16 protein-coding genes and 1 pseudogene are annotated in these 19,810 nt (G+C 66.4%); 2 read left to right on the top strand and 15 right to left on the bottom strand.

Going from position 1 to position 19,810, the window contains the following annotated elements:
* Positions 1 to 108: 108 nt before the first annotated feature.
* The 9 genes from ITI46_RS01255 to ITI46_RS01215 form a co-directional block, all read right to left on the bottom strand.
* Positions 109 to 1,818 carry an AAA family ATPase gene (locus ITI46_RS01255; protein WP_247745285.1) on the bottom strand — a complete coding sequence of 570 codons (1,710 nt, stop codon included), beginning with the start codon at positions 1,816 to 1,818 and terminating at the stop codon, positions 109 to 111.
* Between the two features lie 106 nt (positions 1,819 to 1,924).
* Positions 1,925 to 3,226: a hypothetical protein gene (locus ITI46_RS01250; protein WP_209237273.1), complete on the bottom strand. Its 1,302-nt coding sequence runs from the start codon at positions 3,224 to 3,226 to the stop codon at positions 1,925 to 1,927.
* Positions 3,223 to 3,516: a hypothetical protein gene (locus ITI46_RS01245; protein ID WP_209237272.1), complete on the bottom strand. Its 294-nt coding sequence runs from the start codon at positions 3,514 to 3,516 to the stop codon at positions 3,223 to 3,225. Before ITI46_RS01245 ends, ITI46_RS01250 begins: the two co-directional genes overlap by 4 nt.
* Positions 3,513 to 6,221 (bottom strand): SUMF1/EgtB/PvdO family nonheme iron enzyme, encoded by a 2,709-nt coding sequence (locus ITI46_RS01240; protein WP_307808014.1) that lies wholly within the window; start codon positions 6,219 to 6,221, stop codon positions 3,513 to 3,515. Before ITI46_RS01240 ends, ITI46_RS01245 begins: the two co-directional genes overlap by 4 nt.
* Before the next feature lie 8 nt (positions 6,222 to 6,229).
* Positions 6,230 to 7,024 (bottom strand): class I SAM-dependent methyltransferase, encoded by a 795-nt coding sequence (locus ITI46_RS01235; protein ID WP_307808013.1) that lies wholly within the window; start codon positions 7,022 to 7,024, stop codon positions 6,230 to 6,232.
* A 317-nt stretch (positions 7,025 to 7,341) separates the two neighbouring features.
* The gene (locus ITI46_RS01230; protein ID WP_209237267.1) at positions 7,342 to 9,918 is read right to left on the bottom strand and encodes a GIY-YIG nuclease family protein; all 2,577 of its coding nucleotides are present in this window, start codon (positions 9,916 to 9,918) and stop codon (positions 7,342 to 7,344) included.
* A gap of 1,990 nt (positions 9,919 to 11,908) precedes the next feature.
* Positions 11,909 to 12,244: a hypothetical protein gene (locus tag ITI46_RS01225; protein ID WP_307808012.1), complete on the bottom strand. Its 336-nt coding sequence runs from the start codon at positions 12,242 to 12,244 to the stop codon at positions 11,909 to 11,911.
* The gene (locus ITI46_RS01220; protein WP_209237265.1) at positions 12,241 to 12,747 is read right to left on the bottom strand and encodes a DUF6232 family protein; all 507 of its coding nucleotides are present in this window, start codon (positions 12,745 to 12,747) and stop codon (positions 12,241 to 12,243) included. Before ITI46_RS01220 ends, ITI46_RS01225 begins: the two co-directional genes overlap by 4 nt.
* Positions 12,748 to 13,337: 590 nt before the next feature.
* Positions 13,338 to 14,078, bottom strand: coding sequence for a hypothetical protein (locus ITI46_RS01215; protein ID WP_209237263.1), 741 nt, complete (start codon positions 14,076 to 14,078; stop codon positions 13,338 to 13,340).
* 190 nt (positions 14,079 to 14,268) lie between these two features.
* On the opposite strand from ITI46_RS01215, the gene ITI46_RS01210 reads away from it, so the two are divergent.
* A complete protein-coding gene (locus ITI46_RS01210) occupies positions 14,269 to 14,973 on the top strand; it encodes a hypothetical protein (RefSeq protein ID WP_209237261.1) in 705 nt (234 codons plus the stop codon).
* Between the two features lie 355 nt (positions 14,974 to 15,328).
* Here the strand turns inward: ITI46_RS01210 and ITI46_RS01205 are convergent, their stop codons facing one another.
* Together ITI46_RS01205 and ITI46_RS01200 are read right to left on the bottom strand one after the other, a co-directional pair.
* The gene (locus ITI46_RS01205) at positions 15,329 to 15,505 is read right to left on the bottom strand and encodes a hypothetical protein (protein ID WP_209237259.1); all 177 of its coding nucleotides are present in this window, start codon (positions 15,503 to 15,505) and stop codon (positions 15,329 to 15,331) included.
* 177 nt (positions 15,506 to 15,682) lie between these two features.
* Entirely contained in the window at positions 15,683 to 16,204 is a 522-nt protein-coding gene (locus ITI46_RS01200) for a serine/arginine repetitive matrix protein 2 (protein ID WP_209237257.1), read from the bottom strand.
* 424 nt (positions 16,205 to 16,628) lie between these two features.
* Here ITI46_RS01200 and ITI46_RS01195 point away from each other — a divergent pair.
* Positions 16,629 to 16,919 (top strand): annotated as a pseudogene (locus ITI46_RS01195) (IS5/IS1182 family transposase); the annotation flags it as partial.
* 4 nt (positions 16,920 to 16,923) lie between these two features.
* Here ITI46_RS01195 and ITI46_RS01190 read toward each other — a convergent pair.
* From ITI46_RS01190 to add, 4 genes are all read right to left on the bottom strand, one after another.
* Positions 16,924 to 17,430, bottom strand: a complete 507-nt coding sequence (locus ITI46_RS01190) for a DinB family protein (RefSeq protein WP_209237255.1) — start codon at positions 17,428 to 17,430, stop codon at positions 16,924 to 16,926.
* Between the two features lie 422 nt (positions 17,431 to 17,852).
* The gene (locus tag ITI46_RS01185; RefSeq protein ID WP_209237253.1) at positions 17,853 to 18,011 is read right to left on the bottom strand and encodes a hypothetical protein; all 159 of its coding nucleotides are present in this window, start codon (positions 18,009 to 18,011) and stop codon (positions 17,853 to 17,855) included.
* Entirely contained in the window at positions 18,012 to 18,437 is a 426-nt protein-coding gene (locus ITI46_RS01180) for a hypothetical protein (RefSeq protein ID WP_209237251.1), read from the bottom strand.
* Between the two features lie 326 nt (positions 18,438 to 18,763).
* Complete coding sequence (gene add / locus ITI46_RS01175; RefSeq protein WP_307808011.1) at positions 18,764 to 19,708, bottom strand: adenosine deaminase; 945 nt, start codon at positions 19,706 to 19,708, stop codon at positions 18,764 to 18,766.
* Positions 19,709 to 19,810: the final 102 nt, after the last annotated feature.

The following is a 19,810-nucleotide window of genomic DNA, read 5'->3' as shown; positions in this document are numbered from 1 at the left end:
GGTCTTTCTGAGACGACGGGAACGACGTACGGCAGACGGCCGCACTGCGCCCAGGCGGCGACTGTGCGCCGGTGATCTCACCGAGCCGGCTTTGGCCGCAGGTCAGAGTCAGGGCGCGACCGTGCTGTCGCAGAGCTCCTGGTAGGCCTGGGAGATGTCCGCGAAGCGCACAGTGGTGATCTCCTCACGTGTGGGAGTGCTGGAGCTTCCGTGGAGTTCGTCCAGACGCAGGTCGCGCAGCGCAGTAGCCTTGCGGCACAGCTCTCGGGCGAAGCGGCCATTCCCCAGTGGGTCGACAAGAGCGTCGTCCACGGCCCGCCTGCAACAGGCTTCCAGCGCGCTGGCAGCGTCCTCATCGAGAACGTCACCCTGGGACTCCAGGACGCCGCGAGCGATCTGCACAAGCTCATCGGCGGAGTAGGACGGGAAGTCAACCCGCGTGGTGAACCTGGAGGCCAGTCCAGGATTGCTCGCGAGCAGTTCGGCCATCTCGTGCGGGTAGCCGGCCAGAACGACGACGAGCCGGTCCCGGTCGTCCTCAGCGCGCTTGAGCAGGACCTGGAGCGCCTCGGCACCGAAGGCGTCGCCTTTGAAGTAGCCGCTGTTGGACAACGCATACGCCTCATCGATGAACAGCACACCGTCAAGCGCCGAGTCGATGACTTTGCTCGTCTTGACGGCTGTCTCGCCGAGGTGCTGACCGACCAGGTCGACACGCTGCGCTTCTACTACCCGCCCCTTTTCGAGCAGTCCGAGTCCGGCGAACACCTTGCCGATCACGCGGGCCACAGTGGTCTTTCCGGTGCCTGGAGGACCGGCGAACACGAAATGCTGCGGGGCCGAAGTCGAGGGCAGTCCCTGCTCTCGACGCACAGCAGCCATGCGCAACTGTGCGACGAGCGTGCGCAGTTGCCGCTTGATGGATTCGAGGCCCACCATGCCGTCCAGCAGCGTCATCGCCTCGGTCAACAGCGCCTCCCGGGTTTGAGACTCGGCTGGGGGCGCGGAGTCCGCCGCTGGGGCTTCAGGGGAGGTCGTCTGCTGGCTGGGGGCTGCCTTGACCTGAACGGGGACAGCCTGCGCACGAGTAGCCACATCAGCGAAGGTAGGGAAGCAGCGGAAAGCGTACTGAAAGTGGCGCAGAGCCTCTTCCTTCTGGCCGAGGCCCTCGTATGCCATTCCTCGAAAATAGGCGACCTCGCCGGCGAATTGACCTTCCTGCCCCAATGCCTGCGGGAGCTGGGCAAGCGCGTTGAGTGCCTCATGGAAGACGTGCTGCTCAATGAGGGCCCTGGCAACGTACAACTGGGATTCATCCCGGAAGAACCGGTCGGTGATGTTCCGCGAGAAATCCAGCACAAGCGGCCAGTTCCGCGCCAAGAAGGCGTACCTCGTGGCTGCGAACCGTGTCTCTTCGCAGTCGAGATAAGCCGTCGAAAGCGACTGCCACGCTTTGTCCAGGTAGCCCTCGTCCAGGAGCCTCGCTACGACCGCAAGCCAGAGGTCGCGAGAAGTCTCAAGCCGGAATGTCACGTATACGCCGAGATCGAAGCGGGATTTCAGCGGCATTCCGTGCTTCCTGCGCAGGGCGCCGAAGGAGCCATGGTTACGCGACATTGCGTCGATCGCTTCTGCCTGACGATAGCCGGTGGCGTGCATGCCCAACCAGGCATCAGCGGCCGACGGATCGTGCTGCACTGCCTGCTCGAAGCGGGTCGCTGCCCAGTCCGGACGTCCCTGCCGCAGGAACCCGATGGCCTCCGTCCAGGCGCGCTCGCACTTCCGGGCGGAGTACCGCGGCGAGGCCGCTCCCTGCATTGCTTCTCCTCTTCACACAAGCAGTTGGACCTGTCGTTCTCAAGGGATTATTTCATCTGGGGAACGCCTTCCATCTCACTCCGGAATGGGTTGATCCAGCCAACAGTCACTGATCTCGCTCGTTTGGTGAGCGACCGCGCAGAGCGGCGAGGACGAGGCGGCCGTAGCGGGTGGTGAGGAGCACGGCAGTGGCGGCGAGAGCCCCGCTGGTGGCAGTCACGAGGTGCCAGGGGTCTTCGTCGCCCAGCACTTGGAGCACGCCAAGAGCTGTGCCCAGTGGGAGGCCGAGGATGGTGAGCACGCCGAGGGCGCCGCTGATTTGCTGGTTCTCCTGAGTCTGGATGAGCCGGTTGTGGTCGGCGGCCTCGGCGAGGATCTCGGTGAAGCGGTCGGAGAGGCGATATTGCTGCTGGTAGGCGATGAGCAGGTCATTGGCGATGCCGTGGGTGGTCAGGTGCTGGCGCCAGTAGGTGCTGCGGAAGTGGGCAATCCTGCGTTCGAGCCTGGATAGGCGGTTGGCCTCGCCAGGGCCGGTGAAGACCTGGGCGAGGTCTTCGGTGAGGTGGTCGATGTGGGTGCGCTGGATCATGCCGAGCAGGAGGGCGTCGAGGTAGATACTGCGCGCGTGGAGTTCGGCATAGCCGTAGAAGGGGTCACTGGGCCCGTGGTCGCGGCGGTGGCCAATGAAGGCGGCGCCCTGGCGGAGGACGAGGGCGCTCCAGTCGGCGGATAGGCGCAAGGTTCCGCCTGTGAGCTGGGGAACGGTTGCGGGGTCAGGGGGGTAGTCGTCGGCGTTGGTACGGGAGGCGAGTGCCCAGAGCCATTGCTGGGTCGGCAGCCAGCGGCGGTGGTCACGGCCCCGGTAGAGGCGGGGCAGGGATTGTCGGCTGGGTGTGAGGAGGGTGACGGTGTAGGGAAGGGCGTCGGACTCGATCGTGGCGCGGCCTCCGAGGAGGGGCTCCGATCCGGAGTGAGCGTTGTCCTCCAAGAGGGCATTGAGCGCAGATTCGGCCGCCAGCGGAAGCGAAGTGGTCCCGGGGCGGCGGGCGAGCGAGCGGAGGGTATCGAGGAGTTCCGGGCCCGCGATGGTCAGGTGCAGGATGGCCAGTGCGCGGTCGGGGTTGTCGTCGGTGGGTGTGCGCAGGAGTTCGACGCCGTCGACAGTGAGAGGGCCGTCGGTGTGCTGGGTGTGCCGATGCCAGCGTGTGGGGCGCTCGGGGGTGCCGTAGAGAACGCTGGCGACGGCTGGGGTGAAGTAGGTGCGGCGGGTGTCAGTGGTAGTGGTGCGGGCGCCGTGGGTGAAGGGCAGGGGGCCTCGGGGCCAAGCTGGGTCGGTGGGCAGGCGCGCGGGCAGGACGACGGCGATGATCTGGCGGACACCGGTAGGGGCGTTGCGCGTGTGCCTCACTCGTAGAAGGCTTCCGGGGAGGGTTGGTTGAGCCGGATGACGAATTCGGCTCGCCAGGTGTCGGCGGGGGCGATGTGGAAGCGGACCCGTTCGCCGGTGTGCAGGGTGCGGAATCCTTCGGTGACGATGTGGGTGTAGTCGAAGGAGTAGTGGCGGCCGTCTTCCTCGTCTTGCACGATGTAGCTGCTTGCGCGGCCGTGGATGCCGCCGCCGTGGGGGCGGCGATCGACGACGTGGCCGAACCGGGGGACGTCGGCTGAGGCGGGCCTCTGAGGACGGTCTGCCGTCATGCGTGCGATCCCTCCTTCGCCTCGTCACCAGTGGCAGGGGGTAGCTCGGTAACACAGCGGAAGCCGACGGCGTTGCTGGCTCGGGAGCGGCGGAACAACCCCTTGGCGCTGGCTTGAACGGCGCGCAGTGGGTTGTCGAATGCGCCACCGCAGATGACCGCCTCGTCTGGGTCGTTGACGCTGGTGGAGGTCCATTCCCAGACGTTGCCGACCATGTCGGCGATGCCGTATGGGGAGCGGTTGGAAGGATGGGCGTCGACAGGGGTGACCCAGGCGTGGCCCAGGCCTCCACGGTCGAATTCCTGCTTGCATGCCTGGTAGGTGACCAGGGGCCGGCCGGCCCAGGTGTCGGCGCAGTTCACCGCTTGGAGGTCTGGGGTGTCTCCCCAGGGGAAGAGGCGGCCGTCTGTGCCGCGGGCGGCGGCTTCCCATTCCAGCGAGGTGGGCAGTCGCTTGCCTTCGAAGGCGGCGAAGGCGTACGCGGACCACCAGCTGACGCAGATGGCCGGGTGGTCGTCGTATCGGGGGTCGTCGTAGTAGTCCGGGGCACGCAGTCGCTCGGCCCATGGGGCGTGCGTGGTGCCGGGCGGCTGGTCCGGATGGTCCCAGGGTGAGGTTCCGTCGGGGCGCAGAGCTTGGAGAAATGGGCGGTAGCGGGCGACGGTGACCAGGTGGCGGTCGAAGCGGACCGGCTGGTGGATACGGCGCAGCAGCAGCCGTTCGGCTGGCCCGACGAGATGGACACCGGGGCGGAGCACGCAGTCTTCGGCCGGGGCAGGAGGTGAAGTGTTGGTGGGGTGGGCAGCGAGAAAGGCGCGGACTTGTTCGGTCAAATAGGGGGCGCCGGGCAGGTCCATCGCCTGTTCACGGCCGTCCGGGGTGCTGAGGTAGCGGGCGGCAAGTAGCTCCTGATACGCGGAGTGGATGAAGGCCAGTGCCTGATCGTCGGCCGGCCGGAACAGCGGGGCCAGGCGAAAGGCCTCAGGCGTGATGAGGCCACCGTCGAAAGCTTCCGGTCCGAGCGCATTGTGCAGCTCAAGCAGAGGGAAGACCGTGCGGTCTTCCAGGAAGGCTCGGCCACAGGCGTCAGCGAGGGCTGGCGCGAGGTGCGGCAGTCCGGCGTTGGCGAGTACGTGGTCGATATGGCTGCCGATCAGCTCGGTGAACGTGAGGGCCCCTGCCATGTCCAGCGCGGTCTGGATGCGTCGTGCCAGCGGCGTTGAGGGGACGGCGGTGTCGGCATCCGAGGTGGTTTCGCTGCTGCCGGTTGGGGTGTCGGTCAGTCGCAGCATGCTGAAGCGGGGAACACGCCGGGGGTCCACGCCATTGGCGTACACCTGTTCGACCAGTTGCTCGGATACCGCGCTGGAGCAGTCGAGCAGTCGCCGGATCTGCGGGGAATCGGCCAGGAAGGAGACCCGGGAACTCATTACGACGCAGGACTCGGCTGACAACACTGACGCCAGGTCCGCGAACAGGCGCAAGAATCCTTCGGGGCTGGGTTCCTCCACCGCCTCATCGACAGCATCCAGGACACACAGTGCCGAGCCGGAGCGGATCAGGTACAAGAACAGCTCGAACGTGTGCGCGCGTTCACCCGGCATGCAAGGCGCCAGGATACGGGCCACGTATTCGGCGAAGGTCTCGTCCTTGGGCTTCAGGCTGAGGTCGAAGTAGAAGCGGAAGCGTCGCGCCGTTGCGGGAGTGTCGTTGACCAGGGCACGCAGCAGGGTGCTCTTCCCGCTTCCGGGCTTGCCGATGACCAGGACGTTGGCCGACTCCTGCATAAGTCGAGTCAGGAGAGGTTCAGCGTCATCCACCTCGGTGATACGGGATTCGCCGCTGTGCGGGTCACTGGCGAGGAGGGCGCCGGACAAAGGCAGACGCTCACTGGGCATCTCCGGCGCGGCAGTGGCGCAGGAGGCCAGATGGGCCTGAAGATCGACAATGGTGTCGATGAAGCCCTCATAGCCCACGATCCGGTAATCCTGACCCAGCAACGGGCGGACCTGGTCCACCACGTCGTCGAGGACGACGAACCGAGTGAGCTTGGGCAGTCGAGTCTTCAGCAGTTCGCCGCCGGTGGTCTCCAGCACGTTGCGCAGCTCGGCTGCATCCTTGGACAGCAGGAGCTCGACATACTCCAGGCGAACACCGGATTCACGGCAGAACAGCTGATAGACGGTCTCCGTGGAGAGAACGAAGCGCTTGGAGACCCGATACCCCAGCGTCAGGTAAAGGCCGGCAAGGAACTCCACGCGGCGCGCAACTTCGGGTTCCATCCGTGGGTCGTCCCCGGACAGGGCCGGACTCGCGGTGCTGGCGAACCAGGCCAGCACATCGACCAGACGACGCACAGCGAGCAGACCGTCTTCCTCAGCGATCTCATAGCCATCGTGCGTGGAGCGGTTGCGCAGACGCTGGATGTCGGTAAGCGCGTCGAGGACCGTTGTACTGCGAATGTGCGGACGGCAGCCCTTGATCAGCTCGCTGAGCATGCGCCCGGACGGGTCACCGGCCACCTCATGGTGCCGCCAGAGCTGCTTCAGCAGCTTCTCGGTGATCTTGCCGACCAAGGCGATGGCGTTCTCCGGATAACCATCGTCCAGCGAACGTAACGGGCGCTCCAGATCGATCCCAAGGCGCTCCGCTACCCGTGAGTGATCGTCCAGCTCATGCTGTAACCGGCGCAGGCGCTCGTCCACCGGAGCGGTCACCGCGCACCCCCGCCAGGATTGGTGGTGTCAGCGGGGTTCTCACGGATGCCGAGGACAAATTCGAAGCGGTCGGGGAAGACCAGCTCTGGCTCCGGATGGCGGGCCCGGATCTCCTCGATCCCGGCATCGAGCTCCTCGTCACTGAAGGTCGACAGCACGGACATGTACCGGGCCCTGACCATGGACAAGTACCGCTCCTTGTCCAAGCGCAGCTCATGCTCCACACAAGTCCGTTCGGCCCGGAGCCCCGCATCGGCCAGGTGCTGGGCGATACCAGCAGGGTCGGGCTGGAGCTCCTCATACCGCCTAAGCGCTTCAGCGAAGAGCGGATAGTCGATGGTGGTTGGCAACATCGCCACCAACAACCGCCCCCCGGGCGCCAGCAGCCGTGCCAGGCCGCCGAGGGTGACGGCAGGATCAGTGACGTGGTGCACCGACTCCTTCAGCCACATCGCATCCAACTGCTCGTAGGGCAAGGCCACCCTCTGGTCCGCGATCTCCTCTGCCGAGGCCCGAAGCGGTGACAGAGCAGACGATGACGGAAGCTGATCGAGCATCGCCGCGGAGGGGTCGACACACAGCAGAGGGTGATATGGGCGAAGAGCCTCCGCTATACCCGCAGCGAACAGGCCAGTGCCGCAGCCGATGTCCGCCATACGGTCGTCCGCCGACAGCTCCAGCGCCGAGGCAATCTGCTCGGACATCCACCCAACAAAGGCTGGACTATATGCCCAGTTGTCGTCGTACGCGCTGGCGAGATTCTCGTAGTGCTCCCCCATGTCACGCCGCACCGACGCCTCCTGACCCACCCTGATCGCTCACGCTGCCCCGACTTGCCAGACTACCCAATGGAGCAGTCCCAGCAACGGGGGCGTATGCCGGACCGATGGCGTCAGCCGACCAGCGCTGACGCCTATTCGAATGCTCATGGCTACGACGCTCCTGCCTGGGGATTCAGCGTCGACGAATGACAGTTTGTCCTTGGCAGCGAAAGTTAGTCGCTGGAGTCGCGCTGACCTGCGCCGACTGGGATCGGATTGGTAAAAGATCTTGCTGGGCCTGCTTTTGATCTGGCTGGGGGGGGCAGTCCTTCTGCACCTCACGGTGTTCAGGGCCGGTCTCGGCGGACGTTCTTGCGCCGTCGTTCGAGTTGGGGGAGCCAGTGCTCGGGCGGCTGGGGATCCGTGGCCGCTACAGCCCAGCCGTCCTCTTCCTGGGGGTTCCGGGGAGCCCAGGTGCGCGGTCGGTCTAGTGCGACAACGTCCCTGATGAGCAGTCCCATTGCCTCGGGGACGTCCCGGTCAAGGTAGTTCAGCAGCAAAGGGATTCCCAACGGGCCCCGTCGCAGGACCGACGTCCGGTAGGTGACCTGGCAGAAGGCGTCCGCTTCGAAGACGACGCCACGGGCGCCGGTTGGCCCCTCCTCGTCCGAGAACCAGATCAGCCGGTCGCCAGCGACGAGGCGTTCCCGACCCAGGAGCATGCCGTTTCGCGCGGATTTTTCCCTGTTGAGGAACGGAACGGGGTCCTCGTACGCACCGAGATCGTTGTCGCTGATTCCGGCCACGTGGCCGGGGGCGCGCGTGGCATGAATTTCCAGTAGATCGCCGTCCCCGTGGGCCTGCCAGAAGTCGAGGACCTCGGCGGACGAGCTGAGCAGATGAGGATATGCCGTAAGCGCGAACAACTGCCCAGCCCTCAGGGGCAGGACGACTCGGTCGCCCTCGCGCAGGCGATGGATGGCAGGGATCGGCTCCCAGCTGGTGATCCCGGTTGACTCGCCCTGACAATGGCGGATCGCCTCGATGGCCACATCCAGAGTGACGCGGAAAAATTCCCTGTCTGCGTTGACCCGTTGGGCAGTGAGGAGGCGGTGGACAGCCCGTTCGACGTCTTCGGGGCGCGACGAGAGAGCCCTGAAGAGCACCTCGTAAGGAAAGGGGACTGACGTGCCATACAGGTCCTTCGCACGGTCCTCCGCAAGCCGGGCCGAGTAGCCGATCTTAAGCATGTCCGGGAAGGCAGGGTTTCGCTGGACGTACACGAACCCGGTCGCCCGAGGGGGAGGCATGGGAGTTCTGGTACGCGTCTCCCGTGAGTGGCCAGATTGCTGGCCTCTCTTGGTCCCCCTGGAGAATCCGGAGAGCTCGACCGGCGGGTGGGCCGACAACGCTACGACCCCGCCTTTGATGTCGCGATAGGACGATGCGGTGATGTGGCGCCCCGAGGAGAAGTGCTGGACCCGCGCGGGAGCCAGACGCCGCAACGCCTCCGAGAGCGGCTCAATCCCCTCGTGCTCGTCGTAGTCACAGTCATGGGCGCCCGGCAAGGCCCGTGTCAGCGCTGCGGAGGCAACTTCCGTGACCAGGCTGGCGAGTTCCGGGCCGATGGGCGCGTACAGCGTGCCCAGGTGGGTGGACTCAATGTCCCATTCATCCGGCTCGTTGTGTGATTCCGCATAGACGTCGATGGGGACGCCAGAGCGCTTCGCCATGAGGAGCAGCTCGCAGGCGTGGGCTGGGTTGTCCAGATCGAAGACGAAGTGAGCGCGTATACCCAGGGACTCCGTTCTGGGCTTGCGGCAGATGAGCAGAAGGCGGCTCGCGTGTCCGGGGTCCCTCTCGAAACCGAGGGGCAACACTCCCTCGCTGAGTGCGGCGCGGGCGGCCTCCGTCTCCTCCTCGGTTCGTACGATGACGTTCCACCAGGGTAGAGGGCCGTATGTGCCGTGTAGCGCCTGGGCGTCGGGGACGCAGGAGCCGACGCGGTAGCTGTCTCGGAAGTGGAGCGAACAGTTCAGGAAGGTCAGGATGCAGGCGTCCTGGAAGCGCTCCTTCTGTGTACGGGTCCGCAGCAAGTCGCGCTCGGTGGCGCTCAGACAACCTATCGCCTCGGAGAGCACCTCAAGCTGCTCGTCGACCACGTCCAGGGCGCGGGTGAAGACCGGACGCAGACTATGGTTTGGCCGGGAGTCGCGGATTGCCTCGCGAAGGGATCCACTGGCTGCGGTGCAGCCGGCCACCCGGGTTCCCAGCTCCCGCAGATGCCTGACACCGAGGGCAGGAAACCCCTTCGTCCATAGCTTTTGAGCCTCGTTGCCTGCCCTGATCAGGGCAAGTGCCGCGACATGCTGGACACGCGTGTCGGGCTCCGCTTCCAGCCTGGACCAGATGGTCTCGGAGCACACCTCCAGCGGTCTGAGTGAGCGAGGCGCCATAGCTTCTGCGGCGCGAGAGGTTTCCATGCCCCAGTGCCTAGTCAGTTCTCTGACTGTCTTGGCGATGGTGGTCACGCGGGAACGCCGACGGAACCAGTGGTCCAGGAGAAGGGCGTACGCGCTCTCCGGATACTCGGCGCGCAGGCCGAGGCCGAACAGCAGAACGGAACCCGTGAGTCCGTCGTTCTCCACGTGCCAGCGGACATGCTTGACCAGGCTGGCGAGTTGTTCCGTGTCAGGCTTGGGCTCGGCGAAGACTGGGTGCCTTGCTAGCAGTCCGATGATGTGCGCGGTGGATCGGCCACGCGCGTCCAAGACAGCGATACGCAGAACCAAAAGGGCCCGCAGTAGATCCAGATCACTCGGCTCACCGACGATCCGCGCCGGGGCCATCAACGCGTGGCGACCGACGGCGGTGGCAATCCCCGTGCAGATCTTCTGGATCCACTGCTCGCGCAGGTCGGTCAAGCCAGTAGCGGAAGGCACGACTTTAATCCCCCCTGTTGATACGGACGGCAGCGGAACCCTCTCCGTCATCCACAACGGAGACCGCCTCACCTCGTCGGAAGCGCTGCTGTCACCTGGTGCCGGTGGGGTTCTGCAGGCGACCTGGCAGACGCTGTACCCATGAGCACCGGTGTCCCGCAGGGCCACGGCCAGGGTGCTCATCATCCTTGCCTGTCGCATCAGCGGAGTGTATGAGGTACCACTGACAAGACCCGTACCGGCAGGACATCGCGACATTCCCGCTGACCTCTTCGGCGTGGCGGTCTGGGAAGCCCGCACGACTGGGTTCGCTGTCAAACGCCTCGATTGCCTGACAGAGGACACTGGGGGTGGCTCTGTTCACGAGATGCGGTTCCGGTTCACGAGATGCGGTTCCGGCACAACTTCTGTGGAGCTGCTCCGAGGCACGGTTACCGACCGGCGTTGTCGCCATTCAAGTGGTCCCGGGCTGCAGTCACGTAAGCGGCGATAGCTTTGGTGAGGTGAACGTGCTCATCACGGGCAGCCTGCGCAGAGGCAGCGTCGGAGTAGTCCCTCTGTCGAGCGGCGAGCCGAATCTGAAAGGCCGCGCTGACGACTTCTTGGGCGAGGATGGCGACGTGCTCAGGCCCTTCGAGTTGGACGACAGGGAGTGTAGCCCGCAGGGCATCGTCCCTCTCCGCCGCCTCTGCTCATAGCACAACGGCGCGTGCATTGACACCTGCAGGATTGCTGGTGTCACCTGTGCGGGTGATTTCCGCGTGAGCCTGGGCGATGGTTACGGTGCGCCGCGTTCCATAAGCGTACGCTTCGGCAGCTTGCAAGAAGGCGGCATAAGCGTCCCGCTGGTGTTGTCGGCGCACTGCGTCGACGGGACCGAGATGGGCTCCACGCGCCTGGTGGCGTCCCGCCGCGTAAGCCGCCGCGGCGGCGACCAGTGCGGTGGGGCTGGCGACGACGGCGGCTATCACCTGTGGATCCATAATAGTGAGCATGCCGCAGTCGACCACTCAGGTGGCGGGCGTGACGGTTCGTGCGCATCAGGGCTGCCTGTGAAGCGTGGCAAGTGACGCTGCATTGGGCAGGTGAGGCCGGTCGCTTGCGGGGCCGTGAGACGAGGGACTGGTTGTCCCTTCCTCCTCAAATCCGTGCAAGGCCAACACGGACGTCCCGGCCCAGGTTTCACAGAAGTTGCGCCAGAGCCGCATCTCGTGAACAAGGCCACTGCGGCTAATCCCCACCCAGGTGACCTATGGTTATGGGATAGCAAGAATCAGTTCGGTCATCAACGGCGCAACCCGTGGAGCAACAGCCCCGCTCCCCCTCCCGACACGTACCATACGCACACGCGGCGGCAGGCGTGACTGAACGGTCATAGTCTGTCGCCGCGAGTCGTATGTGAGGGCCAGGCCGATCGCTTCGTAGACAGGGCGCTTAGCGGTGGGGGCTGCCGCGAGGAGCCGGTCCTTCATCTCGCCGAGCGTACGGATCACGGTTTCCAGCTCCGCTTGGGATACAGCGCCCCTGGGTCGGCGCCGGTGAGCGGCGCGGAGCCGCTGCTCGGCGGCGCTCTTTTCCTGCTGCGTCTCGTTGATCCACTGACCAACCAGGGCCGGGTCGGCCAGGCAAGCTGGTGGGCCGCGTCGCGGATGGCCGGACGACAAGCATCTGAAATCTGCGGCCTTGACCAGTGTGGCCAGGGTTACCGGTGTGGTGGAGCGACAGCGGTAGCAGGCGAGTTCACCGGTGGCCGGTGGGTACTACCGCCCCGCAGGCCACCGCGAGGACATAGCCGATGCCACGTCCTCGCCGGAGGCGATCGCCGAGATCACCAGCCTGCCGGCGCCAGGTGGTGCTCCGCGGTGACTCGGCGCCGGCCCCGTTGATCAGTCCGCGGCGTCGCTCTGCCTGAGGTCATACCTGTCGCGATGGGCGAGGACCTCCTCCATGTGGCCCTCCGCCCACTCGCGCCCTACAGGGCCCCCAGCAGTCCCAGAACCCTGTTGACCGCCTCGACGACCGGCTGGCCCAGCGCTCCGACGGTCGCGGCGATGGTGGCCACGGCGATCAGGGCGCGGTGCCGCTCCTGGGGTGCGCTCGCCTGAGAGGTGATCACGGGCAAGGAGTCGTCGATGACTTGCACGGTCGCGGGCGCAACCTGTTCGCGCAGTTCCTGGAGGAGGCACGACAGTTCCTCTATCGATTCGAGGAGAGCCTGGGGCGCCGGTTGCGCTGGGCCGGAGTACTGATTCTTGATAATGCCTGTGTTGTTGGTCCCGCCGTACATGTTGACGCTGTCACCACTCACTTCTTCAGCACCCCCACGTTGCCCAGACCGCCGTACATATTGACCTTGTCGCCGTAGTTGTACTCCCTGAGGTTGAACTTGACGCTCTCCACCCGCACGTGAAGTTCCTTCTCCGGGTTCTCAACAGCCTCCACGAGGGCGCCGACGAGCCCTCGGAGCTCTTCGCGGTCCGGCAGCGTCACCACCGCGCTCGCCGTGCCTGACGTGTCGATGGCAAGCGCGTACTTACTCGGCGAGATCAGCACCTTCAGAAACCTCGCGAACAGCAGAATCACCACGACAAGGCCGACGCCCCACAGCCCCGGCTCCACGTTCGCCACCCATAACGCGATAGCGCCCCCGATCACGAAGTGCCAGAACGCCTCCCAACGCTTGGGCTTGAACTCGGTGGTATAGACCCTCACAAGGTTGTGCAGCGGATAGGCGGCCTCCCCCAGCCATAGCAGCCGCTTGCCAACGCGCAGATCGATGCTCTTACCGCCGGACGGCAGCTCCGGCGGCATCGGTGGCGGCTCCCATGTCCCCTTCGTCTCCACAAGTCCCCCGTACGCCATGCGACTTCATGACCGCGTGGGACCATTAAGCATCGCTGACTCCCCCATTGAAAAGGGGGAGTCAGCAGCAACCGAAACCGTTGAACCTAAGGCCAGCACGCCAGCACCAGCACCAGCACCGGCGCCGGCATCAGGACCAGCACCTGGCCCTCGTCCGAATCCGCGTCCTTGGTTCGTCCCACACCGTGAGCTGACGCGGCAACGGCACGCGCCGCAGCAGATTCCGCCGCTCGCCAGAGGGCTCAGCGAGCGTCCTGGCCGCGTCGGCCAAGTTGATCTCGAGGGCCTGCCGACACCGGCAGCTTCAGGGTGGGCCAGGCCATTGCGGCAGGCTGCAGGCGGTGCGGCGGGGCCTGTCGCAGGGGCCGCCGCATGTGCTGCTCGGCGAGGCAGCAGGACCTTGAAATGGTGGAACGCCGTGCTCCGCCCGGACACCTGGCCGGGCGCACTCGCCGGCGCCCCCTCCCCACGCCGCCTGGGAAACCCGCCCTGTGCCACAGGCCCTCTGCTTCACATCCCTGTAGGCCGTGGTGGTGGGGCTACGCGCTGCCGCGGATTGCGGACCAGCCGGCCTTGTTGAAGCCGGGTTTGCCGGGCGCGACGGCTGCCGGGGTGTCCTTCTCCTTCTGCATCGCGTGGAGGGTGTCGGCGATGCTGACTTTCCAATCGCCCTTCTCCCAACGGGCCACCGACAGCTGCTGGCTCCAGGAGGTCTTCATCTTCTTGTGCTTTCCGTTCTTCGACGTCTCGCGGGTCAGGAGCCAGGCGCTGACGCTGTCCGGGGAGGAGGTGACGATCTTGTAGCCGACGGTGTCGCCGTGCAGCCACACTCCGGGCGGCAGGGGCTCGCCCTTCTTCACGCCTGCCCGGCGGCGTAGCTCGGCGTCGGTCTTTTCCGTCTTGGCCTTGATCTTTCTGGTGTTCTGCGGAGTCTGGTCGCCTTCGACCTGGTAGCGGCTCAGCAGGCGAAGCTGCACATCGCTGGGGTAGCGGTCCTTTCCGATGCGAACCTCGGCGGCCGCGGTGAGCATCGCGAGCGCGCCTTCGGTGGTGTGGGGGAAGTTGACCGGGTTCCCGCCCACGGTGCGCTTCCCCTCTGGCAGGTCGGTCCACTTCTTCGGCTCGGTCCAGTCCTTCGGCCGGTGGGAGGACTTCGAGGATGCGGCCGGTTCGGAGGGGCTGCGGCTGTCCGGGGCATCGCCGGCTCCGCAGCCTGCGGCGAGCACGCAGACGGCGGTCAGCGCGAGCGAAGCACCTGCGCGGCGCGTGGAGACGAGCACGTGTACGAACTCCTGTCAGATGGGGCGGGCATGGCGGTCCGATGCTGGGGACCGCCATCGGCAGCTGGACTCCCCCGGTTGCTCCCCGAAAAGCGTCAGACCTGACACGCAACAGTAGCCAATGACCTACGCTGCGTAGGCAGGATCACATCAACAGGGGGGACCTGTGAGAAGTACGGTGCGCAGCGCAGTGGCTGCAGCGGCAGTGGCAGGGGTGCTGGCAGGGGCGTTGGGGGCCTGCGGCTCCGAGGAGGACAAGACTCCCGGCAAGAAGAGCAGCCGGAAGAAGGCGTCATCCGCGCCCGCGCCGCCGTCCCGGGCACAGTTGAAGAAGATGTTGCTCGCCAAGAGCGACCTCCCCAAGTCGCTCAAGCAGTACGACAAGGTCTTCCCCGTACCCATCGTGAAGGGGAACCTGGAGGCATCGAAGCCACGCTGCCAACCGTTGGCCGACGCTCTCCACCGCGGGATGCCGGACCAGACGCATGCCTGGGCGAAGCAGCGCTACATGAAGGCGCTGCGTGATCGCTTCACTGTGTCGCTCGCCTCCTACCCCTCGGAGAAGGAAGCGGCGGCTGCCGTGGGCGAGCTGAAGACTTCCGCCGCGGCCTGCACCTCCCCCTTCCGTATGGTCAACAAGAAGGCCCACTACACCGACCCCTACCAGGGAGTGAAGAACAAGACAGCCCCACGGCAAGGCGACCAGGCCCTCGCCTACGACCTGCGTGCCGTCGCCGACGACGGCAGCCGCCGCGAGTTCCCCTTCCTCCACATCTACGTTCGCGTGGGGAACGTCGTCGCCACCTTCGTGCGCGTCGGATCCGACCGGCCCGAAGACAACGTCATCCCCCCGGACCTGGTCGAAGCCCAGGTCGGCAAGCTCAAGTCCTCCTGAGCTGAGGCGCTCCGCCCTGCGGCCACGCGGGAGTGTCCGCGCATCTGTGCGACTGCCCCTGACGACGGGGCGGCTGGGTGGGCGTACGCGTGAAAGCGTCCGCCCCGGTACGGCGCCAGGTACCCAGCAAGCTGGACGCCGGAGGGCTCTTCATCACCAGCGACAAGCAAGCCCTGAAACGCTGGCTCCACGCGCATGAGTTACTTCGCGGCCCACCCGCCGAGGTCGCTGGTCTCCGTGCCGGCCCCCGCGGGCGCGCGGAGCATGGATGGGAATGCGGCAGTGCTCTGCGACGATGAGCGGCCAAAGTTCGCAGGGCCAGATTTCGTGTTGAAGAACGACATCACGACAGGGTTCAGAGGCGTCGCCAGTGGGTCTGCTGGTGGATGGCCCGGGCTTTCTCTTCGGCGGTGAGGCCACGTTCCCGCTCTTGCGGCGTCAACGTCCCGCCGGAACCGACGCCGCGACGATAAGCGACGTAGGCCACCGCACCTACGAGAGCCAGCCATCCAACTACGACGAGCATGACCATGCCTGTTCCCACCTTCCGGCTCCCGACTACATTGCCCAGGCCCTGGTTGGGCAGCGGCAGCCATGTCGAGCATCAGCGTTCAGAGGCGATCGACGGCCTGGCGTTCTCGAACTGTCTGTGCTTGTCGTGCAGTTCGGCCTCGCCCTTGCCGGCCCTTTCGCGCCCACGCACGAGGCGTCAGGACAGCGGGCCGGGCGGGAGCCCCGAGGGCGGGCCGAAGGGGAGCGGGCCGCCCCACTGCGGCGAAGCAGCTGACGCGGCGGCGTACTGGCGGCGGTGACGGCCACGGCGGACGGCGGTGACGGCGCTGATGGCCACAGCTGCGGCCACCGCGGCGAAGAAAAGGCCGATCGCCGCGAAGGTGGCGCCCGCTGTGGCGCCCACGTGCGGCCTGTCCCCCACCGCGAACTCCGCCTGCCGCTCCGAGGTACAGGTGAGCGCGTAGTCGCCGCTGCTGCCGGGTTCCACTTCGAGGACGCGCTCCCAAGTGCGTGATCCGGCGGTGACCTGGAAGGTGCTGTCCGGCCGGGTCATGGACCCGGCTCGCATGTCCGGGATATTGCAGTTGACCCGGCCCTTTCCGGACTGGGAGACGAAGATGGCCTTGGTCTTCCCCTTGGTGAAGCTGACCTTCTGCGAGCCGCCGCTGGGAAAGCTTCGGCCGGTGTCGACCGAGCGGACCGCACTCTTCACTGTCACCAAGAGGACCGTGGCCCCGGTGCCTGCCAGAGCAAGCGCCACCACCGCGGCAACCACGTACCAGATACGCCGGGGCCGCACATCCTTTGCCGGCATTACCGCCGGAGGCGGCGGGCCACCGTACGGCATGGCTCCAGGGGCTCCTATCGTCATAATGCCGCATCGTACATAGATACAGAGCGAGTTCGGTGCGGCGTCGGTGGACATTCGAAGATTTCGAATCGGCCGCCTACAGTCAATTCGTCCCGCACGGCCCCCCAAAAAAAACGGGCGCAGGCGGTCTGGTGCCGCTGGCCGGTGCTTTCACATGGTGATTCAAAGGACACGGTCGAAGGGATCAGAACTCCAGCGACCGTACGGTTAATGACGGGCGGATGCCAGGTGACGTGCCATCAGTTCACCAGCGATAACGAGAAGCAACAGCGGCGACAAGGCGTACTCCCGCCGCAACCGGCGCTACCTGCGACGACGCCAGATCAAGCCCCCCCATCCCCGAGCCGGAAGACCAGCGGGCCAACCGCCAACGGACGGGCAGCAAGGGCGGCGGCGTCCCGCAGGCTTCGGCAAGACGATCTACAAGCGAAGGAACGAAGTCGAGCGGACGATCAACGTGTTGAAGAACCCCCCGGCCGTGGCCACGAGGTTCGACAAGCGCGGCTGCATCTTCCACGGCACCGCCACCGTTGCCTCGATCCGACTCCGGCTCCGCCCGTGATCTTCTAGTCGCCGGTCGTGCCGTCGAGCATCTCGCGCAGGATGTCCAGGTGGCCGTTGTGGCGGGCCGTCTCCTCGGTGAGGTGGAGGAGGATCCAGCGCAGGTCGACGTGGCGGCCGTTGCGCACGGCTCGCCGGGCCTGCTTGTCCAGGCCGTTCCCGGCGACCAGTTCGCGGTAGTGGGCGCTCTGTTCGGCGTACTCGTCGAGCAGCTGCGTGAGCGGGAAGTCGACAGCGATACGCATCTCGCGGTCGGGGTCCTCCTCGGTCCAGGGACCCCGGTCTTCCTCGCCGAGGAAGACCACTTGGAACCAGTGGTACTCGACCCAGCGGAGGTGGTTGATCACCCCGCTCATGGTCATCAGCGGTGAGCCCGGCAGGAGCGCCTTGCGTGCGTTCTCCGCAGAGACGCCATCGCACTTGGCGCGGGCGGTGTCACGTGCGTAGTCGAGAAACGTGGTGAGCTGGGTGCGCTCGTCCCACGCGGGCGGCGTGTCGTCGATTCTGGTCATCGCGCGAAGCGTCCCCGATCACCGCGACCGATGTCGAGGCATTTAACGGCGGCAACCTGCTCCATCCAGCTCCTTGTCCGGCGGGTCGCTACAGCGATTCAGTACTGGGGGCCGCCGGGCGTGATCCGCCGGACAGGCCCTGGGGCGGACTCGGGTATGCGTCGCTGCATCTGGTGCAAATGCTCCAGGGTGACACCGCCCTGGCGTACGAATCGGTCAAGTTGTCGTAGGAGGTGACGTCGGCCCCTCTCAAGGTCCTGAGACACGGAAGCGCTATGCGGAGCTGTGGAGGCTGAACTCACAGACTCCCCTGACGCCTGGCCAGTGGAAGGTCGTGGCTGCCCCGGGCGACGCATGGAGTGGTCCGTTCCGCTGCCCGACCTCACCGTACTCATCGCCCTCGACGACGAGGCGATCCAGCGTCATGCCTCGCACGGACCCGAGCGCGTCGAGGTCCTCAGCAGCCCGGCGGCACCTGGATGGGCCGTCATCCGGTCCCGCGACGGCATGATCTGGCCGACGGGGCCGGCCAGGGAGACGCCTGAGGGGATGAGCCGGTCGATGACCGGTCGTCGGAGCACTCATCCCTCGTCGCACTGCCATCCAGCGACCGGTGTCGGTGCGGGCTTCCTGGGAGGCTCGGTGCGCTGGTAGTACACAAAGTTCCGGGTCCGCAGCGCGATGTCCTCCTCGGCGCGCGCTGCGACTGTCGGCCAGGTACGGGAGAGCCCATGGAGCCAGAAGGTGTCCAGTTCGCAGGCCAGCCGGTCCGCGAAGCTCCCCTCCCCGCGGTCGGCAGCCTCTCGCACGATGCGCAGCGCGGCGACAATGTCGCTGCCGTGCTTGGACTGCACCCCCAGGAGACTGCTGAGCTGCCGGGCCACCACGCCGCTGGGAGCCGAGGCGACACGGTGCAGATCCTCGCTCGGCTCCGGTATCCGCCCCGCGGCCGCCGGAGGTGTCAGAAAAACGGGAGAGGAGAAGACCGGCTCGAAGGCATGCACCAACCCGCGTACCGCAGCGAGCAAATGCAGTCGATGCCCCCGCAGCATGCTGTTGACCTCTGCACATGACAAGGAACCATCCCCGAGCGTTCGCGGCCGGGACGGATGCAGCACGGCGCCGGCCTGCATGAGAGGGGAAACCGCGAATCGGGTGGCCGCCAGCCCGTCCGCACTCAGCGGGATGGTGATCACGAATCTGCTGTCAGTTTCATGTGGACGCCGATGGTACCGGCGCGGCCGGAGTCGTTTCTGAGGGAACCGACACGGCGCGAATGGAACCGCCGGCGCGGGGAGAATGGTGGGCAGGTCTTCGGCGCGATGGGCACGTACTACCCCGCGTGGTGATTGAAGGCCGCTTGGGCGGCGTTCTCCTGGGCGAGGGCTTCATGCGCGGTGGCCCATCCGGCGCCCTGTGACAGGGAGTCCAACTCACGCTGGAGGGTGGTGGCGGAGGTGGTGCGGGCGTCGGTGCTGATGGTGACCGGCAGGCCCGCGCCGAGCAGTGCGTTGGCAGGGTGATCGTCGAGGGAGGCGACGGCGCCGGTCTGCACATTGCTGGTCGGGCACATCTCCAGCGCGATCTTGTCGGTGCGGAGCCGGTCCAGGAGCGCGGTGTCGGTGGTGCAGCGGACGCCGTGGCCGATACGTTGCGCCCCGAGAACGTCGATTGCCTCCCACATGCTCCCCGCCCCCGCAGCCTCTCCCGCGTGGACCGTGCACGGCAGGCCGGCGGCGCGGGCCAGGTCGAAGGCCGCGCGGTGGGGCTCGGCCCGGTACAGGGTTTCGTCACCGGCGAGATCCAGCCCCGCGACGAGACCGCAGTGGCGTCGGGCGGTTTCGGCGACTGCAAGGCTTTCGTCCGGGGTCTGGTGGCGCAGACAGCACAGCAGCAGCCCGGTGTTGACGCCGGTGGCAGCCGAACCTTGGGTCAAACCTGCGGCAACGGCCTGCACGGCTTCGTCGAGGGTCATCCCACGGTGTCCGTGCAGTTGCGGGGCGAAGCGCACTTCGCCGTAGACGACGCCGTCCGCGTGCCACTCCTCGACCAGCTCCCGGGCGGCCCGGGTGAGGGCATCAGGGATCTGCAGAACCTGGAGGGGGACGTCGATGTAGGTCAGGAAGGCCGTCAGACTGCCGCAATCGGCCGGGGCCACGACCAGTTCCTCGACCGGCCGGTCGAGGACGATGCCCTGCTGGCGGGCAAGGTCGGCGACAGTGCTCGGGCGGACAGAGCCGTCCAGGTGACAGTGCAGTTCGTAGCGCGGAATCCGCACGGTTGGGTCCTCTTCGTGTTTCCGGGCCGCAAGGCGATGCGGCCCAGCCGGACAGCGGTTCACGGAGCGACGGGAGCGGGAGCGGGAGCGGGGGCGGGAGCG

The sequence above is a fragment of the Streptomyces oryzae genome (assembly GCF_017676365.1).
GTDB classification, from domain to species: Bacteria; Actinomycetota; Actinomycetes; order Streptomycetales; family Streptomycetaceae; genus Streptomyces; species Streptomyces oryzae.
This window is presented reverse-complemented; position numbering and strand designations above follow the sequence as displayed.